The organism is Curtobacterium sp. MCBD17_040, assembly GCF_003234805.2.
Classification (GTDB): Bacteria; Actinomycetota; Actinomycetes; order Actinomycetales; family Microbacteriaceae; genus Curtobacterium.
Genome location: NZ_CP126273.1, coordinates 3,195,513 through 3,216,846 on the forward strand (window position 1 = coordinate 3,195,513; position 21,334 = coordinate 3,216,846).

Genomic DNA, 21,334 nt, shown 5'->3' on the forward strand with positions numbered 1-21,334 from the left:
GGTCGCTGGCGCACGAAGCGGGCCGAGGGAGGAAGATCGGAGCGTGAAGACACTGGAGTTGCCACAGACCGACCTGACCGCGTCCGACATCGTGCTCGGACTCATGCGGATCACCGACATGTCCGACGAGGAGATCCGCACCCTCGTCGGCACCGCCCGGGACGCCGGGATCACGATGTTCGACCACGCGGCCGTGTACGGCGGCGCGATGCACCACTGCGAGCGCCGGTTCGGCGAGGCGCTCGGACTCTCGTCCTCCGAGCGGGACGAGATCGTCATCCAGACCAAGGTCGGGATCCGCGACGGGTACTTCGACTTCTCGAAGGAGCACATCCTCGAGTCGGTCGACGGCTCGCTCGAGGCCCTGCACACCGATCACATCGACGTCCTGCTCCTGCACCGGCCCGACGCACTCGTCGAGCCCGACGAGGTCGCCGCGGCGTTCGACGAGCTCCACACGGCCGGCAAGGTCAAGCACTTCGGTGTCTCGAACCACACGCCCGGTCAGGTCGAGCTCCTCAAGCGCTCGGTCCGGCAGCCGCTCGCGTTCAACCAGGTGCAGCTGAGCATCACGCACGCGAACCTCGTCGCGCAGGGCGTCGCCTCGAACATGGCCGGGCTCGAGCAGTCGGTCGACCGTGACAACGGCATCCTCGACTACTCGCGCCTCAACGACATCACCCTGCAGGCGTGGTCGCCGTTCCAGAAGGGGTTCTTCGACGGCGTGTTCCTGGGCGACCGCGAGCAGTACGGGGAGCTCAACGACGTCATCGACGAGCTCGCCGACGCGTACGACTGCACCCCGACCGGCATCGCCGTGGCCTGGATCACCCGCCACCCGGCGCAGATGCAGGTCGTCCTCGGCACGACGAACCCGCAGCGTGTGCGGGACTCGGCCGCCGGGTCGGATGTCCGGCTGTCGCGGCCGGACTGGTACCGGCTGTTCACCGCCGCCGGGCACCTGGTCCCGTAGCGGGGCGCTCGGCGTCGCACCGCGTTCGTCCCGTTGCGCCGCGCGATCCCGCGGTGCAACGGGAACCGGGCGGTGCGACGTCCGCGGAGGTCGTCAGCGCCCGATGGCGTCGAGCTCCTCGAGCGCGTCCGCGGGCAACTCGATGCCCGCGCCCTCGACGTTCTCGTGCAGGTGCTGCACCGACTTCGTGCCCGGGATGAGCAGCATCACCGGCGAGCGCTGCAGCAGCCAGGCGAGCGCGATCTGGAGGGGCGACGCACCCAGGCGCGCCGCCACCCGTCCCAGCGTGTCCGACTGGAGCGGGTTGAAGCCGCCGAGCGGGAAGAACGGCGTGAACCCGATGCCGAGCTCCGCGCAGCGGTCGACGAGCGCGTCGTCGTCGCGGTGCGCGAGGTTGTAGTGGTTCTGGACGGTGACGAACGGAGCGATGCTCCGGGCCTCCTCGAACTGCGCCATGGTCACGTTGCTGATGCCGAGGTGCCGGATGCGGCCCTCCTGCTGGAGTTCGACGAGCGCTTCGTACGGCTCGGCGATCGAGCCCTCCTCGGCACCGAACGCCCCGCCGACGCGGAGGTTCACGACGTCCATAACCTCGACGCCGAGGTGCTCGAGGTTCTCGTCGATCGCTTCACGCAGGTCCTCGCGGCCGAGCGCCGAGGGCCAGTCGCCGTCGGCCGTCCGCCGCGCGCCGACTTTCGTGACGATGTGCAGTCCCTCGGGGTACGGGTGCAGGGTCTCGCGGATGAGCTCGTTGACCATGAACGGGCCGTAGTAGTCGCTCGTGTCGATGTGGGTGATGCCGAGCTCGATCACGGCGCGGAGGACCTCCTCGGCGCCCTGGCGGTCCTCGGGCGGACCCATCACCCCGGGTCCCGCGAGCTGCATCGCGCCGTAGCCGAAGCGGGTCACGGTGAGGTCGCCGGCGAGGGTCAGGGTTCCACCGGGGAGCGTCGTCATGCCGTCGATGGAACTCCCGGCGCCTGGGCCGACACCCAACCGCCCCGGTGCCCCGTTCCGAACACCCTGCACAGCGACACGCAGCGATCGGCGAGAGGGAAGAGGTGGTCGACGTGGCTCCGACACCGTTCTGGACCGTGGCCTACACCGAGTCCGGCAGCACCGAGGTCGCGGTGGCCGTGCTCGGTGCGTGCGACCGTGATGACGCCGTGCGGCGTGCGCTCGACGTGCTCGGCGTCGGGGTCACCGTCGTCTGGGTCGAGCCCCGACACGACGCCGCCGTCGCGGCCTGACCGCCCCGGCCGAGGGCGTCACCGGCAGGCCCGCGGCCTGACCGCCCCGGTCGGCAGCGTCAGCCGAACAGGCGCCGGGAGGCGATCGCCGCGCCCTCGACGAGTGCGCCGAGCTTGGCCCACGCGACGTCGGTCGCCACGAACTCGTAGCTCGCGAAGGTGGCGAGCCCGCAGTCGGTCCCCGCGATGACGCGTGCCGGGTCGCCCACGGCCTCTGCGGCCTCGACGATCCGGTTCGCCACGACCTGCGGGTGCTCGAGGTAGTTGGTCGTGACGTCGATGACGCCCGGGATCAACAGGGCGTCGTCGGGCAGCGGGTGGTGCCGGAAGGCGGGGAGTTCGTGCTGGTGGGCGGGGTTCCCGAACGGGATGCTGAACGCCCCGACCTCGGCCCGGTAGAGGTGCTCGAGCAGCTCGTCGACGGGGACGTCGTCCTGGTGCGGGCCCTGCCAGTTGCCCCAACAGACGTGGAGTCGCACGCGGTCCTTCGGGATGTTCCGGAGGGCCCGGTTGATCGCCTCGACGTGCAGGTCGACGGCGGCCAGGAACTCGTCGAGCGTCGCGTCGCCGAAGTGGATGACCCGCTCCATGGCGAGGTCCGGGGCGTCGAGCTGCAGCGTGTGCCCGCGTGCCACGATCTCCTCGTACTCGACGCGGAGCTCCTCGGCGAGCGCGAACACGTACTCGCGGTGGTCGCCGTAGTGGGGGTTCTCCTCGTCGAGGAGCAGGGTCGTCGCGACGATGCCCGGGGTCGCGGCGGACACGAACGTGCCCGCGGGACGACGCCCGGCCTCGGCGTTCCGCGCCAGCTCCCGTTCGAACGCGTCGAGGTCGGACCGGACCCCGGCACGCTCCTCGTCGTAGTGGAGCAGTCCCTGCGCCAGCGGGGTGTCCCAGACCCGGGCGAACTCCGCACCCTCGTCGATCTGCCGCGCCTGGAAGGCGGCGTACTCGGGGAACTTGATCGAGTCCAGCGTGGGCTTGCGATGGCCGACCCCGCCGAAGCCGTCGATGCGGTCGCGGATGTAGGTCGAGAACCCGACGCGGGGGACCTCACCGTCGTTGACGACGTCGAGACCCGTGGTGAGCTGCTGTTCGACGGTGCGTGCGAGTACGCGGTCGGTCTCCGCACGGAGCGCGTCGACGTCGATGTCGTGACCCTGATCGCGTGCCACGAGCAACCGGGTGAGCTCGGGGGAACGCGGCAGGCTCCCGGTGTGCGTGGTGAGGATGCGGTTGGTCATGCGTCGATCCTGCCGCACCCCCGGGACCCCCGACGACCGACCGTCACCGAGGGCAACACCGCGGGCCGGCGCCAGCCCGACGACCGGGTTCGCCGGTGTCAGTCCCCGAGCTGGTCGTCGCGTTCCTCGTCGCGGAGGTCGTCCTGCAGCTCCTCCTCGGTGAGGCCGCGGCCCACGACCGGCGTGCGGAACACGCTCGGGGCCGCGGGGTCCTCGTCCTCGAAGTCCGCGTCGTCGAAGTCGACGCCCTCGGGCAGACCGCCCTCGGGCCCGTCGCCGCCGGGCAGACCGCCCTCGGGATCGCCACCGCCGGGTGTCAGGGGTTCCATCATCGACATGCTCCGAGCATGCTCCTCGGACGGCCCGCCGCGCCCGGGCCGCGGCGGGCCGTCACCCGCTGTTCACTCGAGCTCGGGTCAGTGGTCCGGGAGGCGCGGCCGACGGCACCGCCGTCCCACCGAGGGAGCACGCTGGGTGCACACCACCCAGCGACTCCCCGAGGAAGAGGAACGCCATGCCCGTCCTGGACCGTTTCGACATGACCGGACGGACCGCCGTCGTCACCGGTTCGACCCGCGGGCTCGGCAGGGCCTTCGCCACGGCCCTCGCGGAGGCCGGGGCGAACGTCGTGGTCGTCGGGCGGGACGCGGACGCTGCCGCGACCGTCGAGGCCGAACTCGGCGCGCTCGGTGCCGACGTCCTGACCGTCCTCGCGGACGTGACCCGCCGCGATGACGTCGAGCGGCTCCTCGCCGCCGCGGTCGACCGGTTCGGGCGGGTCGACGTCCTCGTCAACAACGCGGGCGCCTGCATCCACAAGCCCGCCCTCGACGTGACCGACGAGGAGTGGCACGAGGTCATGAGCGTCAACGTCGACGGGCTCTGGATCGCGAGCCAGGTCTTCGGGCGGCACATGATCGAGCGGGGTGGTGGATCGATCGTCAACGTCGGATCGATGTCGGGCGCGATCGTCAACCGCCCGCAGTGGCAGCCCGCCTACAACGCCTCGAAGGCGGCCGTCCACCACCTCACGCGGAGCCTCGCTGCCGAGTGGGCGCCGATGCACGTCCGCGTGAACGCCATCGCGCCCGGGTACATGCGGACGGACATGGCGCCGGTCGACGCCCCCGAGTTCCACCGCCACTGGATCGAGGACACGCCGCAGCAGCGCGCCGGGGAGCCCGACGAGCTGGGGCCGGCGATGGTGTTCCTGGCGAGCGACGCCTCGAGCTTCGTGACCGGGTCGGTGCTGACGATCGACGGCGGCTACACCGTGTTCTGACCGCCGCCGCGGGGCCCACGGGACAGCGCCGTCAGGCGCGGTGGACGTCCGCCGTCCGCGCGCCTCGGGCACGCCCGCGCGGTCCGTCGTGATGGACGAGCACCGGGCACGTGGCGTACTCCGCGCACGCCGAGCTGACCGAACCGAGCAGGAGTCCGGCGAAGCCACCGTGACCACGGCTGCCGACCACGAGCATGACCGCGTCCTCGCTCGCCTCGATGAGCGAGCGCGCCGGGGGGCCGTTCACCACCTTCGTCCGGAACCAGCTCGGCTGGCCGTCCGGGAACACGTCGGCGCAGGCGTCATGGAGGACCGCGCGGACGTCCTCCTCGGGTGACCAATCGGTGAGTACAGCAGCTCCGTAGCCGGCCTGGGGGGTTTGCCAGGTCCCGACCGCGACGAGCTTCGTGTGCAGGGACCGCGCGAGGTCCGCCGCGTAGCGGAAGGCCTCCCTGGACTGCGGCGACCCGTCGACGCCGACGACGATGTCACCCGTGTGCTGAAGTTCGTGATCGCTCATGTGACCAGGTTCCGGCCCCGTCGTAGCGCGGACCAGGGACCGTAGTCCCGGATCGATCACCGCGCCAGCAGTGGTAGCCCGCGTACAACCCGTCGAAGGCAGGCCGTCCATCACCGCGGCTACACCGTGTTCTGACCGCCACGAGCGAGACGAGCGTTGGCCTGCCGGGCCGCAGCGGTCATCCGTTCCAGGAACGCGATGACCGTCGCCAGCTCGGGGTCCGGCGTCTCACGGAGCGACCCCGCGATCTGCGCACCCGAGAAGGCGAGGAACGCGCGGGCCTGTTCCCGGGCCTCCCGGACGGGTCGCAGCGTGACGCGTCGACGGTCGCTGCCCTCGCGTGACCCCACGATGTGCCCGGCGGCCTCGAGACGGTTGAGCAGCACGGTCGTCGCGCCGGAGGTCATGCCGATCTCACGACCGAGACGGCCACCGTGCTCGTCCGCGGGGACGGGAGCGTCCGTGCGACGCTGCCGTCGGACGGGACCGACGGCGCGACGGCAGAACTCGAGGTCCTGCGCCGCGGTGTACGAGTCGTGGATGCGGCCGATCGTCGTCGACGCGCCCTAGCGTGGCGGACTGGCCGCCGACCGCCAGCCACTCCGGACGAGGGACACCCCGTGCAGGCGTCCGGAGCGGGTGACATCCGGGGTGACCTCGACCCCCGGTGACCCCCACACGGTCCGGGACGAGCGCGAGGTGGGCCCGTCCCGCGTGTGACCCTTCCGCGATGAGCAGCACCATGCGGGCGCGGACCCCGCCGGTCGACGACGTCGCGGGCCAGCGTCGGCGGGCGTGGACAGGGGCGGGGTCCCCCTGGTCGGACGCCCTCGTGGTGGCCGCCATCGCGACGCTCGTCACCGGAGCCGGCTGCTGGGTGCCGTCCGCGACGTGGGACGAGGGTGCGACGGTGAGCGCGGCGACCCGGTCGTGGTCGGAGCTGTTCGCCCTGGCCCGGACCGTCGACCTCGTGCATCTGGCCTGGTACGCGACGATGCACTGCTGGTTCGACCTCGTCGGGTACTCGCCGCTCGCGCTCCGCGCCGTGTCGGTGCTCTGCGTCGGTGCGACCGCCGGGCTCGTCACGGTGCTCGGTCGGATGCTGCTCGATCGATCGGCCGGGCTGCTCGCGGGTGCGTTCTTCGTGCTCCTCCCGCGGGTCACGCTGTCCGCCACCGACGGACGGTCGGGCGCCGCCTCCGCGTTCGTCTCGGTCCTGCTCACCCTGGTGCTCGTGACGGTGGCCGGTCGCCTCCTGCGCGAGCAGGGGGAGGACCCGCTCGGACGACGGCCACGGACGACGCTGCTCTGGACCCTGTACGGCATCATGGCGGCGCTTGCGGTCGTCGTGTTCCTGCACGACGCGCTCATGCTGGTCGTGCACGCGATCGCCGTCGCGGTGTGGGCGACCCGCTCCCCGGACCGCACCGCGAGCCGACGCCTCGCCGTCGGCTTCGTGAGCGCCGCGGGTGGGGCCGCGGTGGTGTGCGTGCCGTTCGTCCGGATGGCGGCCGCGCAGGTGGGCCAGGTCTCCTGGCTCCATCGCCCCGACCTCGGCACGGTCAAGCAGATCGTCGTCGAACAGTGGTTCTCCGCCGATCCGCCGTTCGCGGTCCTCGGCGTGCTCCTGGTGGGTCTCGGCCTGGCGCGGTGCTGGCGGGAGCGGTCGACGACCGGCCCGCTGCTCGTGGCGTGGCTCCTGGTCCCGACGATCATGCTGCTCGCGGTGTCCGTGGTCTGGACGCCCGTCTACCAGGCTCGGTACCTGGCCTTCTGCAGCCCGGCCGTCGCGCTGCTCGCCGCCGTGGCGATCCGTGGCTGGCGTCCGAGCCGGATCGTCGTGGTCCTCGTGCTCGCGGCGGTCCTCGCGGCGCCGGCGTACGCGCGACAGCGCACCGAGGAGGGCAAGGACACCGACTGGGCGCGTGTGGCCCGGGAATCGAGCGCGGTGCGTGCGGCGCCGAGGACCACCGCCGCGCTGTACGGCGACGTCGAGGGGGACGCGGACTCGACCCTCGACGTCATCCCCCTGCTCTACCCGGATTCGTTCCCGGGCGCGGTCGACTGCAGAGCCGGGCGCTCCGCCGACACGCGCGACACGCTGTTCCCGAGTCGGCGGCCCCTGTCGCAGGCACTCCGGTGCGCCCGAGGGCACCGGACGGTCTGGCTGGTCACCACCCGGGAGGACCGGGCGTGGCGGTCACGGGTCGTCGCCGCCCTGACGTCGACCGGGTACCGGATCGACGTGCCCGACCGCGGCGGTGCCACGAGCGTGATGCGGTTCCACCGTGACCACGAGCACGCATCCGCTCGCGGTCGATGATCCGACCCGGACGCCACCGGCGGCGCGACGGGCGTCGCATCGTGCGGCTGTGCGCCCCGGGGCCGCCAGTCAGCGCTTGCCGTTGCCGGTCGCGTTCCCGTGTCCGTTCCCGTGCCCGTCCGCAGCGTCCTCCACGACGTTGCCGACGCCCTTCCCGGGGTGCTGCTTCACGGTGCCGGCGGCAGTGGTCGGCGTCGCCACGGGCACGGTCGGCTCGGGCTGCGGCACGGTCGTCGGGGTGACGGACGGCTGCGGCGCGGGCTCGCTGGTCTGGGACGGCGGCGCGGGTTCGCTCGGTCCGCTGCTCGGGACCTGGGACGGCAGGGGTGACGTCACCGGGCCGGAGGTCATGGTCGTGGCGGTCCCGGTCGGCTCCGGGGTCGCCGGACCCCGTGACCGGACGGCGAGCGCGACGAGGACCCCGATGACGACGAGCGCGGCGACGACCGCGACGACGATCCACGCGGTCCGGCGGCGCCGCGCGCGCTCGGCTCCCGAGCCCGACGGGCCTGGTCCGCCCGGCCCGGCACCACCACCGCCGGATCCCGCGCCACGTCCACCGGATCCCGCGCCACGTCCGCCGGCCCCGCCGGCCCGCCGGCCCTGGCGCCGCCTCCACCCCCACCGTCGGCACCAGCCACGCCGCCACCGAGCACGGCGGTCGGGGCGTCGGCCCCGCCGCCCTGGGTGCCGGTGAGCAAGCGCGTCGGCGCGTCTCCGGTGGGCATCACCCGCGTCGGCGCGTCCATCGCGGCCGTCGGACGGTCCGCGTGCGCAGCGTCGGCGCCCACGGCGCCGACCGCGGCACCGGCCACCCCGGCAGCCGCACCGGCTGCGGCGGCGGCGCGCCCCGGACCTCCCGGTCGATCGAGCAGGGCAGTCGGCGCGGCGGCCGTGTCGACGTCGCGGCCCAGGGCGCGGAGTCGGGCGGCGGCCTCGGCGGCGGTCGGCCGGTCCTCCGGCGCCATCGCGCTCATGGTGTGGAGCAGGGTGCGCCACGCGACGGGCAGCGACGGATCGATCTCGGGGGCCCGGGTCAGTCGCGCGGTGGCGGACTCCATGACGCCGCCCGGGAACGCCTGCCGTCCGGTGAGTGCCTCGAGCAGCAGCAGCCCGAGCGCGTACACGTCCGCCTCGCCGGTGAGCTCCTGGTTCGTCACCTGCTCGGGCGCCAGGTACGCGGCCGTGCCCATGACCATGCCGGTCCCGGTCAGCCGGGCGGCGTCGCGGAGCAGGGCGATGCCGAAGTCCGCGAGCTTCACCCGGAGGCCGCCCGGTGCTGTCGCGTCGTCCTCGATCAGGACGTTCGCGGGCTTGACGTCGCGGTGGACGATGCCCTGCGCGTGGACGGCGGCGAGCGCGTCGGCCACCTGCGCGCCGATGTGCGCGACGACGCCCCGCGGGAGCGCACCGTCGCGCATGCGGGTGGCCAGGTCGGTGCCCGGCACCAGTTCCATGACGAGGAACGACTCACCGTCGCCGTCGGCGATCGCCGCGTCGTACAGGGTGACGAGCGAGGGGTGCCGGAGGCTCGCGAGGACGCGGATCTCGGCTTCGGCCCGGCTGCGCTCACCGTGGTCGACGGGCCCGGTGCGGAACACCTTGACGGCGACCTCGCGGCCGAGCTGCTCGTCGACCGCGCGGTACACGGTCGCCATGCCGCCGTGGCCGAGCGTCCCGAGCACCTGGTAGCGGCCGCCGATGGTCCGTGGGGCAGGTCCGTCGTCGCTCATGCTGCCCAACGCTACCGAGGCAGGGGCCGCGTGGTTCCGAGCGGGACGGAAGCGCTGCCGGCCAGGCCCTCGCGTGCGACGGCGTAGGAGGGTTCACGGAGGGCGCGGGTCCACCGGTAGGTCCCACTCCCCGGGAGCGGTCGCAGCATCGGGTCGAACCGCGTGCCGGTGTCCGTGTCCGTCGTGCCTGCGTCGCGGGCGAGCACCAGTCGCGCGAAGGGGTGCCACACGCCGAGGGGTTCCGCGTGCAGGAGCTCGAGGACCCACGAGCCCTCGTCGAGCACGGCTGCGCTGGCGCTCGGATCGGACGGCAGCGTCGGTCCGGGCAGCGCACGTGCGGCGACGAGCACGGGGCCGAGCGCGCCGCGGTACGGCACCAGGGACGTGAAGCGGAGACCGTCGGGGGTGCGGGCAGGGCGGAGCATCCAGCGATCCGGCAGCCCGAGCCCGGTGGCCGCGAGCAGGAGGTCTGCGGGCCCGCCCGGGGTGGTGGCGCGGACAGCGAGGCCCCAGATGTCGGGCAGCACCGCCGGCAGGCCGATCCCCCGCGACAACCGTGCCTCGACGACCTGGCCATCGGCAGCGCCGTCGTCGATCCACCCGATGCCACTGGGCTCCGCACGTCGGTACCAGTCGATCCGCCCCCGCAGTGCGACCCCGTGCGGGTGGACCGGGCGGCCGCGACGCGCCGCTCGGACGGCAGCGATGCCCGCCGCGGCGAGCGCGCCGGCCGCGGCGGCGAACGGTACTCGGCTGGCGTCCTCGGTGTGCATGTGCCCACGATGCCAGCGCTCCCCGCACGCGCCCACAGCGGGGCGCGGGGCGCGGTTCCGGCGTGACGGGATCGGATCAGCGTCGTGCAGCTCGGCGGTCGTCGGCCTCAGATGACGTAGGTGGCGAAGAGCGGCCCGTACGTCTGGCCGTTCCCGGGGACCGGGTCGCTCCCCGGGGCCCCGACCGCGGCGGCCTCGACGAGCACCTGCCCGTTGTTGGTGCGCAACGGCAGGGCCCGGTTCGGGATGTGCGCCGAGTGCTCGAGGGTGAAGCTCGCCCCGGTAGGGATCGGTGCGTCCACGCGGTACTCGCGCCTGATGCCGACCGTCCCGCCGGGGAAGGTCGCGGGACCCGTCGGGACGACGTTGCCGGTCGTCAGACCGATCGCAGCACCGTCCGCGCCGACGCCGACCAGTTCGATGGCCGACACGATGGTGGCGCCCCCGATCGAGATCGTGCCGAACGTGTACGTGAGCAGGGACCCCGCGGGCAGTGGCACGCTGCCCGCGTTCCGGATCACACTGCGGAACGTGTAGGTGCCGTTCACCCGGTACGCGGGTTGCCCGCTGATCGTCGTGCCGGGGCCCTGCAGGAACGGCCATGTCGGTCCGCCGGCACTGACCACGGCGATGTCGAAGGCCGGGACCACCGTCCGGGTGGCACTCGCCGGGGCGATGCCGCTCACGGTCGCGGTGAGCGTCACGGTCCCGGCTGCCGTCCCCGCCGTCAGGTCGGTCGCCCGTGCGGTCCCCGAGGCGTCCGTCGTCACCGTGCGCTGCGTCACCCCGGGCGCGCCGAAGAAGGCGGGCCCGGAGACCCGGAGGACGATCGTCTCGCCAGCGACGGGCTTCCCGTCCGCGCCGACGAGCACCACGCGGCCGTCCGACAGATCACCGCCCGTCGGCCGTTGGTCGGGCTCGTCGAACATCACGTGGAGGATCGCTCCAGCACTCGCCGCCGCTGCGGGCGTGGTCGCGCTCAGCGCGATGGCCGGGATGCTCCATGCCGCTGCACCCACCAGCGTGCGGCGTGCGATCGTCTGCGGGCGCCCGTCGGGGCCCGCCCGCCGCTCGTCGTCGTCGCTCATCCGGTCGTCCACCTCTCGTCGTCGGACTCCGGCCCGTGCCGGAGGTGATCGGAACGGTAGGTGCGCAGGGCGCCGAGGACGACCGGGTCCGCGGTGGATCCCCACGTCGACGGGGATCCACCGGATCTCGGTCACTCGCCGTGTCAGCCGACGTCGGGTGGTCGGCGGGGAGCGCATCACCCTCCCCGACGAGTGTCGCGCCGCCTACTTGGCCGACGCGTAGTCGTCGGCCACCGCGACCTGCAGCGGGAACTCGACGGGGAAGTCCCCGAACAACAGGCGCCCGGCATCGGCGGCCGCGGCCCGGACGTGCTCGACGACACGGTCGGCGTCGCCTTCGGGCGTGTGCACCATGATCTCGTCGTGCAGGAAGAACACCAGGTGCGGGCCGGCGGTGACCGGTCCGGGCCACTCGGCCATCAAGCGCGTGCGGAGTCCGGCGAGCCACGACAGCGCCCACTCGGCGGCGCTCGCCTGCACGACGAAGTTCCGGGTGAACCGACCCCAGCTCCGCGCACGACTCCGCGCCGCCCGTTCGAGTGCCGGTGAACCCTCGGCCGAGAACGCGTGGGCCTGGGCGGCGAGCTGGTCGGGGGACGGTGCCGGCGAGGTCCGCCCGAGCCGTGACGTGACGACCTCGCCCCGCTCGCCCGCCCGGGCCGCTGCCTCGACGAGCGCGAGCGCCTTCGGGTACGCCCGCGCCAGTCGGGGCACGAGCCGTCCGCCCTCGCCCTGGGTGGCGCCGTACATCGCGCCGAGCATCGCGCCCTTGGCCTGCTGCCGGGTCTCGACCGCACCCGAGGCGACCACGCCGTCGTACAGGTCGCGGCCCCGCCCGGCCTCCGCCATCGCACGGTCCTGCGCGAGCGCGGCGAGGACACGGGGTTCGAGCTGCGCCGCGTCCGCGACGACGAGTTTCCAGCCGGGGTCGGGGACGACCGCGGCCCGGATCTGCTTCGGCAGCTGCAGGGCTCCGCCGCCGCTGGCCGCCCACCGCCCGGAGACGACACCGCCGACGACGTACTCCGGGTGGAACCGGCCGTCCTCGATCCACTCGTCGAGCCACGTCCAGCCGTTCGCGGTGAGCAACCGGGAGCGCCGCTTGTAGTCGAGCAGCGGTTCGATCGCCGGGTGGTCGTGGCGCGCGAGCTCCCACTTGCGGGTGGAGTCGACGACGAGCCCGGCCCGGCGGAGGGAGCGGAGGACGTCCGCGGGCGAGTCGGGGTTGAGCCCGGGGTCGTCGAGCCGTTCGCGCAGCACGGCGGCGAGCTCCTCGAGCCGCCGCGGTCGGACGCCGTACGGCACGCGGGGGCCGAGCACGTCCTCGAGGATCCGCTCGTGCACGTCGACCCGCCACGGCAAGCCCCCGAAGCGCATCTCCGCGGCGACGAGTGCCCCGGCAGACTCGGCGGCGAGCAACAGCCGGAGCGCACCCGGATCCCGGGACCCGGCCACGGCCTCCTGTTGCGCGCGGAACTCGGCGACGGGATCGGCAGCGGACACCGGATCTGCAGCGATCCGTCCGGTGGACGACGGCCCCGACGCGAAGATCGAGTCGTCGAACAGGGCGTCCGCGCGCGGTGCGGGGGTGGCCTCGCCGAGGTCGTCCCACCAACCGTCCGGCGCCGTCGCGAGCGGCGAGCTCGCGGTCGCGACCGCGGTGCGCAGGATCCGGTGACACAGCCGCAGGTCGACGCAGCGCGCGACGCGGCCGCCCGCGGCGAGCACCTGTGGGTACCAGCGGGCCGTGTCGTCCCACACCCACCGCACGCCCGGCGCTTCGTGTGCCGCGATCCAGGCCGGGAGGCCCGCCGCGGCCACGTGCACCGGCGCGCCCTGGGCGGTCCCCGCGTCCGACACGACGGTCGCGAGCGTGCCGCCGTCGACGCGGTTCAGGACGATGTGCACCCGTCGATCATGCCCGGGACCACCGGCACGACCGGCACGGTCAGCCCTCCTCGGCTCCGACGAGGTACTTCCGAAGAGAGCCGTCCGCGAGCACCGTACGCACGACGGCGGGGTCGTGCAGGGCGTGGCGGTCGAGCGACGACGGGCGACACATCGGGTGAAGGTCCAGCCGCCGATGCCCCGACCCCCGTGCCCGACGCGGACGGGGTGAGGACCGGATGTGACCATGCCCGGACGCTTCCCGACCCCCTCCGACCGAACTGGAGCACAGATCCACATGAGCGACGACCGACCCGACCAGCAGCAACCCCGCACCCTCTCGCCGGCGACGGCGTCGGAGGATCGATTAGGGAGTCCCAGCCGTCGCTCGATCGTCCTCGCGGGAGCGTGGAGCGTTCCCGCGATCGCCCTCGCCACCGCGACCCCTGCACATGCGGCCAGTGACAGCGCCACCATCACGGTCTCGTTCGCCGATTCCGCGCCTCGCGCACCGGGTTCCTCGCTCGCCGACGGGACCGCGACCGTCCGCTCCGGCAGCGGAGTTCCGTTGCCGAACGAGACCGTCGTCCTCACGGTCTCCGGACCCGCCTCCTTCGGCCCCCCGGGGACCACCACGGTCACGGTCACCACCGACGCCGCAGGCCAGGCGGCTGCCGCCGGTCTCACCGCGGGCACGACCAACGGCACGGTGACGCTCACCGCGACCGTGACCGGTGCGGGGACTGCCACCGCCACGATCAGCGTCCTCCATCAGGGTGTGCTCCACCAGGAGGCCGCGGTCCGGTTCCCGGCGGCGACCGGCGCGTTCACCGCACTCGCCTCGAACAGCACGTCGAACAACCGGTACGGCGTCGCTGGCGTGACCTCGACCGGCGAGGTGTGGAGTTACTACTCGGGGACGAACACGGTGCGACGGGTCGCCACCGGTGCCGATCCGTCGATCGCGCCGGCGATCGCCCTCCGGGGGAACTCGAACGACAGCTTCACCCACTACGTGAAGGGAGGCGTGGCTTTGAACGACAATGGCTCACCGCTGTTCCCCGGGGTACCGGGACCGTTCACGCACCTGACCGCGACGAGTACTGCGGACAACCTGTACTGCGTCGTCGCGGTGACGTCTGCCGGTGCCGTCTGGCGGTACTTCTACGGCAACACGTCCTCCAGTGTGGCGCAGGTCGCGTCGGACGCGGATCCGACGATCCCGCCGGTGTCGGCGATCAGATCCGTCAGCAAGGACTCCTCGCAGGTCTTCGTGACCCGGGACGGCGTCCTCCACTCCCGCAGTACTGCAGACGCGACTCCCTTCCCAACGACGGCGCGGTTCGTGGGCGCGTCGGCGACCAGCACGCTGGCCAACCACTACGCGTTCGTCGCCGTGACGTCCACCGGCGAGGTGTGGCGCCTCGGCTATCGCAGCAGTGCGCCGACCCTCATCGACCGCGTCGCCACCGGCGCCGACCCCACGGTCACACCGGTGGTCGGGATCCGCTCCGACGCCAACGACCACGTTCCGGTCTGGGTCGGGACGGACGGCCGGGCGTACTCGACCTGGTCGAGTACGCCTGTCTTCCCGGCGGCGACCGGCCGCTTCACGCATCTCGCCGCGGACGCGGAGGCGCACAACCGGTTCGCGGTCGTGGGGGTCACGACGACCGGCGAGGTGTGGCGGTGGCACTACGGCGGGAACAACTCCAGAACCGACGACTACGCGCGTGTCCTCACCGGTGCGGACCCCGCGATCGCACCGGGTGTGGGACTGCGCGACGACTCGAACGACTCCGTCGCGTTCTCGGTGACCGGGGCGTCCGCCTGATCGGACGCATTTCGTCATTCTCGAGTGGCGCGGGAATGGGCGCGGTCCAGGCTGGGTTTCAGGAACGTCCGCGAACGCACCGAGGGAACCCCATGCACCACCTGAGAACCGCCACCGTCGTCGCCGCCACCGCGGCACTCGCACTCGCACTCACCGGGTACTCCGGCGCCACGGGGACCGCGCCGGCGAGCGCCGCCAGCAGCACGAAGGGCGGGACGCTCCACATCCTGACCACCGCGACGGCGGTGCACCTCGATCCCGCGACGAGCCAGAACCTGTCGACGACGACGCTCGGCCTGGTCGTCCGACGCCTCACCACGTGGGACATCCGGCCGGGGAAGACCGCGAAGGTCGTGCCGGACCTCGCCACGACCACGGGCACGCCGAGCGACGGCGGGAAGACCTGGACCTACCACCTGAAGAAGGGGATCGAGTTCCAGGACGGCACCCCGATCACCAGCCAGGACATCAAGTACGGCGTCGAGCGCTCCTTCGCGCCGACCCTCACCGGTGGCCTGAGCTACCACAAGTCATTGCTCGTCGGAGGCTCGAGCTACCAGGGTCCGTTCGACGGCGGGCAGCTCGACAGCATCGCGACGCCCGACGACCGCACGATCGTGTTCCACCTCGATGCGGCCTACGGCGACTGGCCGTGGATCGCGTCGATGCCCGCGTTCGCGCCCGTGCCGCAGGGCAAGGGCGACCCGAACACGTACGACGCGAAGCCGGTCGCGTCGGGCCCCTACCAGGTGCAGTCGAACCAGCAGGGCTCCCAGCTGACCCTCGTGCGGAACAAGCACTGGAGCGCCGGGACGGACAAGGTGCGCACCGCGGGCCCCGCGAAGATCGTGTTCGAGGAGAGCCAGGACGAGTCGACCGTGACCCAGAGCCTCATCGCCGACTCGGGTGACGCGAAGGACTCGTTCGCAGCCACCTACCTCGGGGCCGCAGAGCTCAACCAGGTCCGCCAGAACCCGTCCGCCGCGTCGCGCGTCGCCACGTCGAAGGCCGGCCCGATCACGTACCTCGCCATGAACACGCAGCGTGGCGCACTGAAGGACCTCCAGGTGCGCAAGGCCCTGGAGTACGCGACCGACAAGCGCGCCTTCCGGATCGCCGCCGGTGGCGCCCAGGCGGGCACGTACGCGTCGACGCTCATCACACCGGGCATCGCGGGCCGCAAGTCGTACGAACTGTACAAGGCGCCGGCGTCCGGGAACGTGAAGAAGGCGAAGGCGCTGCTCAAGGCGGCGGGCCAGAAGGACCTGCACTTCACGCTCCTGACGCAGAACGACCCGTCGTACCTCGCCCAGGCGCAGGCGCTCCAGCAGGGGCTCAAGCGCGCGGGCATCGCGGTGACGCTCAAGCCCGAGGACGTCGACAGCTTCTACACCGACGCCACGAACGACTCGTCGTACGACCTCGTCCTGTACGGCTGGCAGCCGGACTTCCCGAGCGCGAACGCGAACATCCAGCCGCTGTTCGCCTCGTCCCAGATCGGGAACGGCGGGTACAACGTGTCGCACTACAGCAACAGCGACGTCGACGCCCTCATCACGAAGGCGACGGCGACGGTGAACCGCTCGAAGGCGAACGCGCTGTGGGCCCAGGTCGACCGTCGCATCATGCAGGACGCGCCGATCGTGCCGCTGACCTACGCGAAGCAGTCGTTCCTCCGCGGCTCGGACGTCCAGCACTTCTTCGTGCCGGACTTCCCCGCGTACCCGAACTACCTCAAGGTCACGCTCGCCAAGTGAGCGAGGACCGCACCGCGCCCGTCCTCGACGTCCGGGGGCTCCGTGTCGCCTTCGGCGGCGGTGCCCCCGTCGTCGACGACATCACGTTCGCCCTGCACCCCGGCCGGGTCCTGGCGCTCGTCGGCGAGTCCGGTTCGGGCAAGTCCGTCTCGGCGATGAGCGTCCTCGGGCTCCTGCCGTCGACCGCCGCGGTGTCGGGGAGCATCCGCTTCCGGCGCACGCCCGACGCGGAGCCCGTCGAGCTCGTCGGGGCGGACGCGGACGTCCTCCGCAGCGTGCGCGGTGCGGGCATCGGCACCGTGTTCCAGGAGCCGATGGGGTCGTTCACGCCCGTGCTGTCGATCGGCACGCAGATCGCCGAGGCCGTCCGTGCGCACCGGTCCGGCGCTGACGTCGTCGCCCGGACGGAGGCGCTGCTCACCGCCGCCGGCATCGCCGACCCCGCCCGGGTCCGGCGCGCGTACCCCCATGAGCTGTCCGGCGGGCAGCTCCAGCGCGCGATGATCGCGATGGCGCTGGCGGCCGACCCGGTCGCGCTCATCGCCGACGAGCCGACGACCGCACTCGACGTCACCGTGCAGGCCGGGATCCTCGACCTGCTCCGCCGCCTGTGTCGCGAGCGTGACCTCGCCGTGCTCCTCATCACCCACGACATGGGCGTGGTCGCCGACGTGGCGGACGACGTCCTCGTCATGCGGGCCGGGCGGGCGGTCGAGGCGCAGTCGGCCGCCGACCTGTTCGCGGCGCCGCACGCCGCCTACACCCGCGAGCTCCTGGCCGCGGTCCCCGTCCTCGGCGGGCCGAGCCGGGCCTCCCGGCCGGACGCGGAGACGCGGCCCACCACCGGCACGTCGTCGTCCGGACCGAGATCCACGGCCGGGTCCACGGACCGGGAGGTCGTGGCCCGCCTGACCGACGTCGCCATCACGTACGGCGGACGGCGCGCGACGCCCGCCGTCGCCGACATCGACCTCGCGATCCGCTCGGGCGAGGTCCTCGGGCTCGTCGGCGAGTCCGGCTCGGGCAAGTCGACGATCGGGCGGGCGCTCGCCGGCCTCGTCCCGGTGTCGTCCGGGACCGTCGAGGTCTCCGGCACGGATCTCCGGCGCGCGCGGCGGCGGCGGCTCCGCGCGGTCCGCAGCCGCGTCGGGTACGTGTTCCAGGATCCCGCGTCCTCGCTCAACCCCCGCGCGACGATCGGGTGGAGCATCGCTGAGCCGCTGCGCCTGCACACCGACCTCGGCGAGACCGCCCGCCGGGCCCGGGTCCGCGAGCTGCTCGAGGCCGTGCGTCTCGACCCCGCGTACGCCGACCGGTTCCCGCACCAGCTCTCCGGCGGGCAGCGGCAGCGCGTGGCGGTGGCGCGCGCGCTCGCCCTGCACCCGGTCCTCCTGATCGCCGACGAACCGACGAGCGCGCTCGACGTCACCGTGCAGCGCACCGTGCTCGACCTGCTCGCGACGCTGCAGGCGGAACTCGGGTTCGCGTGCCTGCTCATCAGCCACGACCTGGCCGTCGTCCGGCAGCTCGCCGACGAGGTCGTCGTGCTCCGCCGCGGCCACGTCGTCGAGCGCGGCACGGCGGCCGAGGTCCTCGAGGACCCGCAGGACCCGTACACACGCATGCTGCTCGCCGCCGCCCCCGTCGCGGACCCGATCCGCCAGGCCGAGCGGCGGTCCACCTGGCGCCGGCTCGTCGCCGCCGGTGGCACGACCGAGGAGGCCCGCGCATGACCGCGAACGTCGTCGACCGCCCCGTCGCCCCCACGCCCGCCGCCACCGGGTTCCGCGCCGTCGCCCGCCGCGTCGGCCGGGACCGCTGGGCACTCGCCAGCGCGATCGTCATCGTCGTGTTCGCGCTCGTCGCGATCGGCGCACCGCTCATCGCCGGGCTCAGCGGGCAGGACCCGTACCGGTACCACCTCGGGACGCTCACCGGGTTCGGCGCACCGAAGGGCACGGGCGGCGGGATCAGTGCCGCGCACTGGTTCGGCGTCGAGCCGCTGACCGGTCGCGACCTGTTCGCGATCGTCACCTACGGCGCCCGGACCTCGCTCGGGGTCGGGATCGCCGCGACGATCCTGTCGATGGTGCTCGGCGTGCTCGTCGGCGTCACCACCGGGTTCTTCGGCGGCTGGTACGACCGCGGGATGAGCCGGGTCGTCGACGTCATGTTCGGGTTCCCGTCGCTCGTGTTCATGATCGCGCTGACCGCCATCGTGCCGAACCGGTTCCCCGCCCCCGTGCTCGTCGTGCTCGTCATCGGGTTCTTCGGCTGGCCGGCCGTCGCCCGGGTGATCCGCGGGCAGACACTGTCCCTGCGGCAGCGGAACTTCGTCGTCGCGTCGACCGCGATGGGCGCCGGTTCCTGGCACGTCATCATCCGCCAGCTCCTGCCGAACCTCGCCGCGACGATCACCGTCTACGCGACGATCTCGATCCCGAGCATGATCGGGGCCGAGGCCGCCCTGTCGTTCCTCAGCGTCGGGGTGACGCCCCCGACGCCGTCCTGGGGCCGCACCATCGGCGACGCCGTGGGGTGGGTGCAGACCGACCCCATGTACCTCGTGTTCCCGGGAGCCGCCCTGTTCGTCATCACGCTCGCGTTCAACCTGCTCGGGGACGCCCTCCGCGACGCCCTCGACCCGCGCCGGACGGAGGTGTCGCGATGAGGACCTGGCGCTTCGTGCTGTTCCGCGTCCTCGGCGCGATCGTGGTGTTGTTCGTCGTGGCCGCGGTCACCTACGCGCTGTTCACCCTGCTGCCGACGAACGCCGCCCGCGCGATGTGCGACAAGCCCTGCACGCCCGACCGCCTGGCGCAGGTCAAGGCGTTCATCGGCACCGACCTGCCCTGGTGGCAGCAGTTCCTCGACTACCTGTCGGGCATCTTCGTCGGGCGGCACTTCGGCAGCGGCTCGACCGCCGTGGTCTGCGGCGCACCGTGCTTCGGGTACTCGTTCCAGCTCCACCAGAGTGTCACGACGCTGATCCTGTCCCGCCTGCCGGTCACGGCCTCCATCGCGATCGGCGCCGCCGTGCTGTGGCTCGTCGCGGGTGTCGCCGGCGGCACCGTGTCCGCGCTCCGGCGTGGATCGGTCCTCGACCGGGCGGTCATGACGATCGCCGTCGGTGGGGTCTCGGCGCCGGCGTACCTCGTGGGACTGTTGGCGATCCTCCTGTTCGGGTTCGTGCTCCGGATCCTGCCGACCGGCGGCTACGTCGCGTTCACCGACGACCCCGTGCAGTGGTTCCTGCACCTGCTCCTGCCCTGGTGCGTGCTCGCGTTCATCAGCGCCGCCATCTACGCCCGACTGACCCGCGGCGAGATGCTCGAGGTGATGGGCCAGGACCACATCCGCACCGCCCGCGCCAAGGGCCTGAGCGAGTCGCAGGTCGTCGTCCGGCACGGGCTCCGCACCGCGATCCTGCCCGTCGTGACCCTGTTCGGGCTCGACCTCGGCACCCTGCTCGGCGGCGCGGTGATCACCGAGAAGGTGTTCTCGATGCAGGGGCTCGGCGCACTGCTCATCGACGCGGTGCACTCGCTGGACCTGCAGGTCGTCGTCGGGTTCACGCTGTTCGCGGCGTTCCTGGTCGTCACCGCGAACGTCATCGTCGACCTCGTGTACGGGGTCGTGGATCCGCGGGTGCGGACGGGGCGCTGAGGTCGAGCGGCGCGCCCGTCACCCGGGTCCCGGTTTCTCCGCCGTCGGACTTCACCGAAGCACGGTCCGATCTGAACCAGGTGACCGAGGGCCGACACGGGCAACGCGATCAGATCAGCCGGTCCGCCGTGTGCCGTGACCTCGGCCAACCTGTCGCTCCGCACCGGTCTCCTCATCGTCGCACCCGCGCACCCGACCAGAACCAGGCGCTCGTCACGAACACGACGACCGCGAAGAAGAAGCCGAGCGCGTCCGTTCCCCCGTCGTACGTCCGGGCGTCGACGGCATGAACGGTCCCGACGACGAGGACGACGCCGACCACCGCCAGGAGCATCGCGGCACCCCGGAGCACGAGCGCCCGCGTGTTCGACCGGTCTGAGCGCGCCGCCGGCTGGACGTCGTACCGCGACAACCACCGGCGACTCCGGAGAACGGACTGACCGATGCCCGCCACCGCGCAGATCAGAGCCCCCAGGTCGAAGAGCACCATCGCCCACGGAGTCCTGTTGAACCAGAGCGCGGCACCGACGGCCATGACCAGCCCCAGGAGCGCCACCCAACGGGTCAGTGTCCACAGCAGTCGCCACATGCCGTACCCTCCGTCTCCCGGGCCGTGCCCTCAGTCCTCCGTGTCGACGCCACCCGGTCGCACCGCCGCGGTGTCGGCAACGTCGATCCGGGTCATGCCGTCGCCACGGTCCTCGGTGGTGATCCGCGGGGCCGCATCCGCCTCGGTCGACCCCGAAGCCCGGGTGAGCTCGTCGTGGCGCCGCTCCGAGAACGTCATGTCCACGCCGTCGTCGGTCGTCTCGAGGGGATCGCGAGCATCCGTCATACGAGGGACGCTACCCGCCGCTACACGAATTGGATGCGTGAGCAGCACCGATGCCACCAGCTCCAGCTCCATCTCGTGGAGTTGCATGCCGACGTGCAGCCGGGGCGGCCGCCGGCCCTGTCGGCTCGGCTGGCGGGATGTCGCACGAGCTGACCCGCGCCGTCCATCA

At 72.7% G+C, this 21,334-nt stretch carries 21 protein-coding genes; 9 read left to right on the top strand and 12 right to left on the bottom strand.

All coding sequences use genetic code 11. From position 1 onward, the window contains the following. Positions 1-43: 43 nt before the first annotated feature. The gene (locus tag DEI94_RS15040; protein ID WP_181441724.1) at positions 44-973 is read left to right on the top strand and encodes an aldo/keto reductase; all 930 of its coding nucleotides are present in this window, start codon (positions 44-46) and stop codon (positions 971-973) included. Between the two features lie 93 nt (positions 974-1,066). Here the strand turns inward: DEI94_RS15040 and DEI94_RS15045 are convergent, their stop codons facing one another. After that, positions 1,067-1,930 carry an oxidoreductase gene (locus DEI94_RS15045; RefSeq protein ID WP_111025879.1) on the bottom strand — a complete coding sequence of 288 codons (864 nt, stop codon included), beginning with the start codon at positions 1,928-1,930 and terminating at the stop codon, positions 1,067-1,069. Positions 1,931-2,043: 113 nt separating this feature from the next. Between DEI94_RS15045 and DEI94_RS15050 the strand changes: the two genes are divergently transcribed. Beyond that, entirely contained in the window at positions 2,044-2,223 is a 180-nt protein-coding gene (locus tag DEI94_RS15050) for a hypothetical protein (RefSeq protein WP_146249420.1), read from the top strand. A gap of 59 nt (positions 2,224-2,282) precedes the next feature. Here DEI94_RS15050 and DEI94_RS15055 read toward each other — a convergent pair whose 3' ends face one another. Together DEI94_RS15055 and DEI94_RS15060 are read right to left on the bottom strand one after the other, a co-directional pair. Then, positions 2,283-3,467, bottom strand: coding sequence for a cobalamin-independent methionine synthase II family protein (locus tag DEI94_RS15055; protein WP_111025883.1), 1,185 nt, complete (start codon positions 3,465-3,467; stop codon positions 2,283-2,285). 98 nt (positions 3,468-3,565) lie between these two features. Beyond that, the gene (locus DEI94_RS15060; RefSeq protein ID WP_111010573.1) at positions 3,566-3,805 is read right to left on the bottom strand and encodes a hypothetical protein; all 240 of its coding nucleotides are present in this window, start codon (positions 3,803-3,805) and stop codon (positions 3,566-3,568) included. A 176-nt stretch (positions 3,806-3,981) separates the two neighbouring features. On the opposite strand from DEI94_RS15060, the gene DEI94_RS15065 reads away from it, so the two are divergent. Then, positions 3,982-4,749 carry an SDR family NAD(P)-dependent oxidoreductase gene (locus tag DEI94_RS15065; protein WP_111010572.1) on the top strand — a complete coding sequence of 256 codons (768 nt, stop codon included), beginning with the start codon at positions 3,982-3,984 and terminating at the stop codon, positions 4,747-4,749. 31 nt (positions 4,750-4,780) lie between these two features. Here the strand turns inward: DEI94_RS15065 and DEI94_RS15070 are convergent, their stop codons facing one another. Together DEI94_RS15070 and DEI94_RS15075 are read right to left on the bottom strand one after the other, a co-directional pair. Then, positions 4,781-5,269 carry a universal stress protein gene (locus tag DEI94_RS15070; protein ID WP_111010571.1) on the bottom strand — a complete coding sequence of 163 codons (489 nt, stop codon included), beginning with the start codon at positions 5,267-5,269 and terminating at the stop codon, positions 4,781-4,783. Between the two features lie 119 nt (positions 5,270-5,388). Then, a complete protein-coding gene (locus DEI94_RS15075) occupies positions 5,389-5,676 on the bottom strand; it encodes a winged helix DNA-binding protein (RefSeq protein ID WP_181434782.1) in 288 nt (95 codons plus the stop codon). 323 nt (positions 5,677-5,999) lie between these two features. Here DEI94_RS15075 and DEI94_RS15080 point away from each other — a divergent pair, with 323 nt between their 5' ends. After that, complete coding sequence (locus DEI94_RS15080) at positions 6,000-7,592, top strand: glycosyltransferase family 39 protein (RefSeq protein ID WP_111025889.1); 1,593 nt, start codon at positions 6,000-6,002, stop codon at positions 7,590-7,592. Between the two features lie 69 nt (positions 7,593-7,661). Here the strand turns inward: DEI94_RS15080 and DEI94_RS15085 are convergent, their stop codons facing one another. From DEI94_RS15085 to DEI94_RS15105, 5 genes are all read right to left on the bottom strand, one after another. Then, a complete protein-coding gene (locus tag DEI94_RS15085; RefSeq protein ID WP_284183715.1) occupies positions 7,662-7,943 on the bottom strand; it encodes a hypothetical protein in 282 nt (93 codons plus the stop codon). After that, positions 7,940-9,325 (bottom strand): serine/threonine-protein kinase, encoded by a 1,386-nt coding sequence (locus tag DEI94_RS15090; protein ID WP_284183716.1) that lies wholly within the window; start codon positions 9,323-9,325, stop codon positions 7,940-7,942. The genes DEI94_RS15085 and DEI94_RS15090 overlap by 4 nt, the downstream gene beginning before the upstream one ends. Positions 9,326-9,336: 11 nt before the next feature. Further along, complete coding sequence (locus DEI94_RS15095; protein ID WP_258377947.1) at positions 9,337-10,098, bottom strand: hypothetical protein; 762 nt, start codon at positions 10,096-10,098, stop codon at positions 9,337-9,339. A 107-nt stretch (positions 10,099-10,205) separates the two neighbouring features. Then, entirely contained in the window at positions 10,206-11,186 is a 981-nt protein-coding gene (locus tag DEI94_RS15100; RefSeq protein ID WP_146249422.1) for an Ig-like domain-containing protein, read from the bottom strand. A gap of 204 nt (positions 11,187-11,390) precedes the next feature. After that, positions 11,391-13,094: a bifunctional 3'-5' exonuclease/DNA polymerase gene (locus tag DEI94_RS15105; RefSeq protein ID WP_258377948.1), complete on the bottom strand. Its 1,704-nt coding sequence runs from the start codon at positions 13,092-13,094 to the stop codon at positions 11,391-11,393. A gap of 277 nt (positions 13,095-13,371) precedes the next feature. Between DEI94_RS15105 and DEI94_RS15110 the strand changes: the two genes are divergently transcribed. The 5 genes from DEI94_RS15110 (at position 13,372) to DEI94_RS15130 (ending at position 20,330) form a co-directional block, all read left to right on the top strand. Beyond that, positions 13,372-14,907 (top strand): hypothetical protein, encoded by a 1,536-nt coding sequence (locus tag DEI94_RS15110; protein ID WP_111025896.1) that lies wholly within the window; start codon positions 13,372-13,374, stop codon positions 14,905-14,907. Positions 14,908-14,999: 92 nt separating this feature from the next. Further along, positions 15,000-16,664 carry an ABC transporter substrate-binding protein gene (locus DEI94_RS15115; RefSeq protein WP_111025898.1) on the top strand — a complete coding sequence of 555 codons (1,665 nt, stop codon included), beginning with the start codon at positions 15,000-15,002 and terminating at the stop codon, positions 16,662-16,664. Next, positions 16,661-18,397, top strand: a complete 1,737-nt coding sequence (locus tag DEI94_RS15120) for a dipeptide ABC transporter ATP-binding protein (RefSeq protein ID WP_111025899.1) — start codon at positions 16,661-16,663, stop codon at positions 18,395-18,397. The genes DEI94_RS15115 and DEI94_RS15120 overlap by 4 nt, the downstream gene beginning before the upstream one ends. Continuing rightward, entirely contained in the window at positions 18,394-19,335 is a 942-nt protein-coding gene (locus DEI94_RS15125; RefSeq protein WP_111010563.1) for an ABC transporter permease, read from the top strand. The genes DEI94_RS15120 and DEI94_RS15125 overlap by 4 nt, the downstream gene beginning before the upstream one ends. Continuing rightward, positions 19,332-20,330, top strand: a complete 999-nt coding sequence (locus tag DEI94_RS15130) for an ABC transporter permease (RefSeq protein WP_111012936.1) — start codon at positions 19,332-19,334, stop codon at positions 20,328-20,330. Before DEI94_RS15125 ends, DEI94_RS15130 begins: the two co-directional genes overlap by 4 nt. A 172-nt stretch (positions 20,331-20,502) precedes the next feature. Here the strand turns inward: DEI94_RS15130 and DEI94_RS15135 are convergent, their stop codons facing one another. Further along, the gene (locus DEI94_RS15135) at positions 20,503-20,919 is read right to left on the bottom strand and encodes a hypothetical protein (RefSeq protein ID WP_111010561.1); all 417 of its coding nucleotides are present in this window, start codon (positions 20,917-20,919) and stop codon (positions 20,503-20,505) included. 30 nt (positions 20,920-20,949) lie between these two features. After that, positions 20,950-21,165: a hypothetical protein gene (locus tag DEI94_RS15140; RefSeq protein WP_111012934.1), complete on the bottom strand. Its 216-nt coding sequence runs from the start codon at positions 21,163-21,165 to the stop codon at positions 20,950-20,952. Between the last annotated feature and the right edge of the window lie 169 nt (positions 21,166-21,334).

Excerpts from the sequence above, each read along its gene's own strand:
- DEI94_RS15045 (WP_111025879.1), bottom strand. The coding sequence starts at position 1,930 with ATGACGACGCTCCCCGGTGGAACCCTGACCCTCGCCGGCGACCTCACC.
- DEI94_RS15055 (WP_111025883.1), bottom strand. The coding sequence starts at position 3,467 with ATGACCAACCGCATCCTCACCACGCACACCGGGAGCCTGCCGCGTTCC.
- DEI94_RS15060 (WP_111010573.1), bottom strand. The coding sequence starts at position 3,805 with ATGTCGATGATGGAACCCCTGACACCCGGCGGTGGCGATCCCGAGGGC.
- DEI94_RS15065 (WP_111010572.1), top strand. The coding sequence starts at position 3,982 with ATGCCCGTCCTGGACCGTTTCGACATGACCGGACGGACCGCCGTCGTC.
- DEI94_RS15070 (WP_111010571.1), bottom strand. The coding sequence starts at position 5,269 with ATGAGCGATCACGAACTTCAGCACACGGGTGACATCGTCGTCGGCGTC.
- DEI94_RS15075 (WP_181434782.1), bottom strand. The coding sequence starts at position 5,676 with ATGACCTCCGGCGCGACGACCGTGCTGCTCAACCGTCTCGAGGCCGCC.
- DEI94_RS15080 (WP_111025889.1), top strand. The coding sequence starts at position 6,000 with ATGAGCAGCACCATGCGGGCGCGGACCCCGCCGGTCGACGACGTCGCG.
- DEI94_RS15085 (WP_284183715.1), bottom strand. The coding sequence starts at position 7,943 with ATGACCTCCGGCCCGGTGACGTCACCCCTGCCGTCCCAGGTCCCGAGC.
- DEI94_RS15090 (WP_284183716.1), bottom strand. The coding sequence starts at position 9,325 with ATGAGCGACGACGGACCTGCCCCACGGACCATCGGCGGCCGCTACCAG.
- DEI94_RS15095 (WP_258377947.1), bottom strand. The coding sequence starts at position 10,098 with ATGCACACCGAGGACGCCAGCCGAGTACCGTTCGCCGCCGCGGCCGGC.
- DEI94_RS15100 (WP_146249422.1), bottom strand. The coding sequence starts at position 11,186 with ATGAGCGACGACGACGAGCGGCGGGCGGGCCCCGACGGGCGCCCGCAG.
- DEI94_RS15110 (WP_111025896.1), top strand. The coding sequence starts at position 13,372 with ATGAGCGACGACCGACCCGACCAGCAGCAACCCCGCACCCTCTCGCCG.
- DEI94_RS15115 (WP_111025898.1), top strand. The coding sequence starts at position 15,000 with ATGCACCACCTGAGAACCGCCACCGTCGTCGCCGCCACCGCGGCACTC.
- DEI94_RS15125 (WP_111010563.1), top strand. The coding sequence starts at position 18,394 with ATGACCGCGAACGTCGTCGACCGCCCCGTCGCCCCCACGCCCGCCGCC.
- DEI94_RS15130 (WP_111012936.1), top strand. The coding sequence starts at position 19,332 with ATGAGGACCTGGCGCTTCGTGCTGTTCCGCGTCCTCGGCGCGATCGTG.
- DEI94_RS15135 (WP_111010561.1), bottom strand. The coding sequence starts at position 20,919 with ATGTGGCGACTGCTGTGGACACTGACCCGTTGGGTGGCGCTCCTGGGG.
- DEI94_RS15140 (WP_111012934.1), bottom strand. The coding sequence starts at position 21,165 with ATGACGGATGCTCGCGATCCCCTCGAGACGACCGACGACGGCGTGGAC.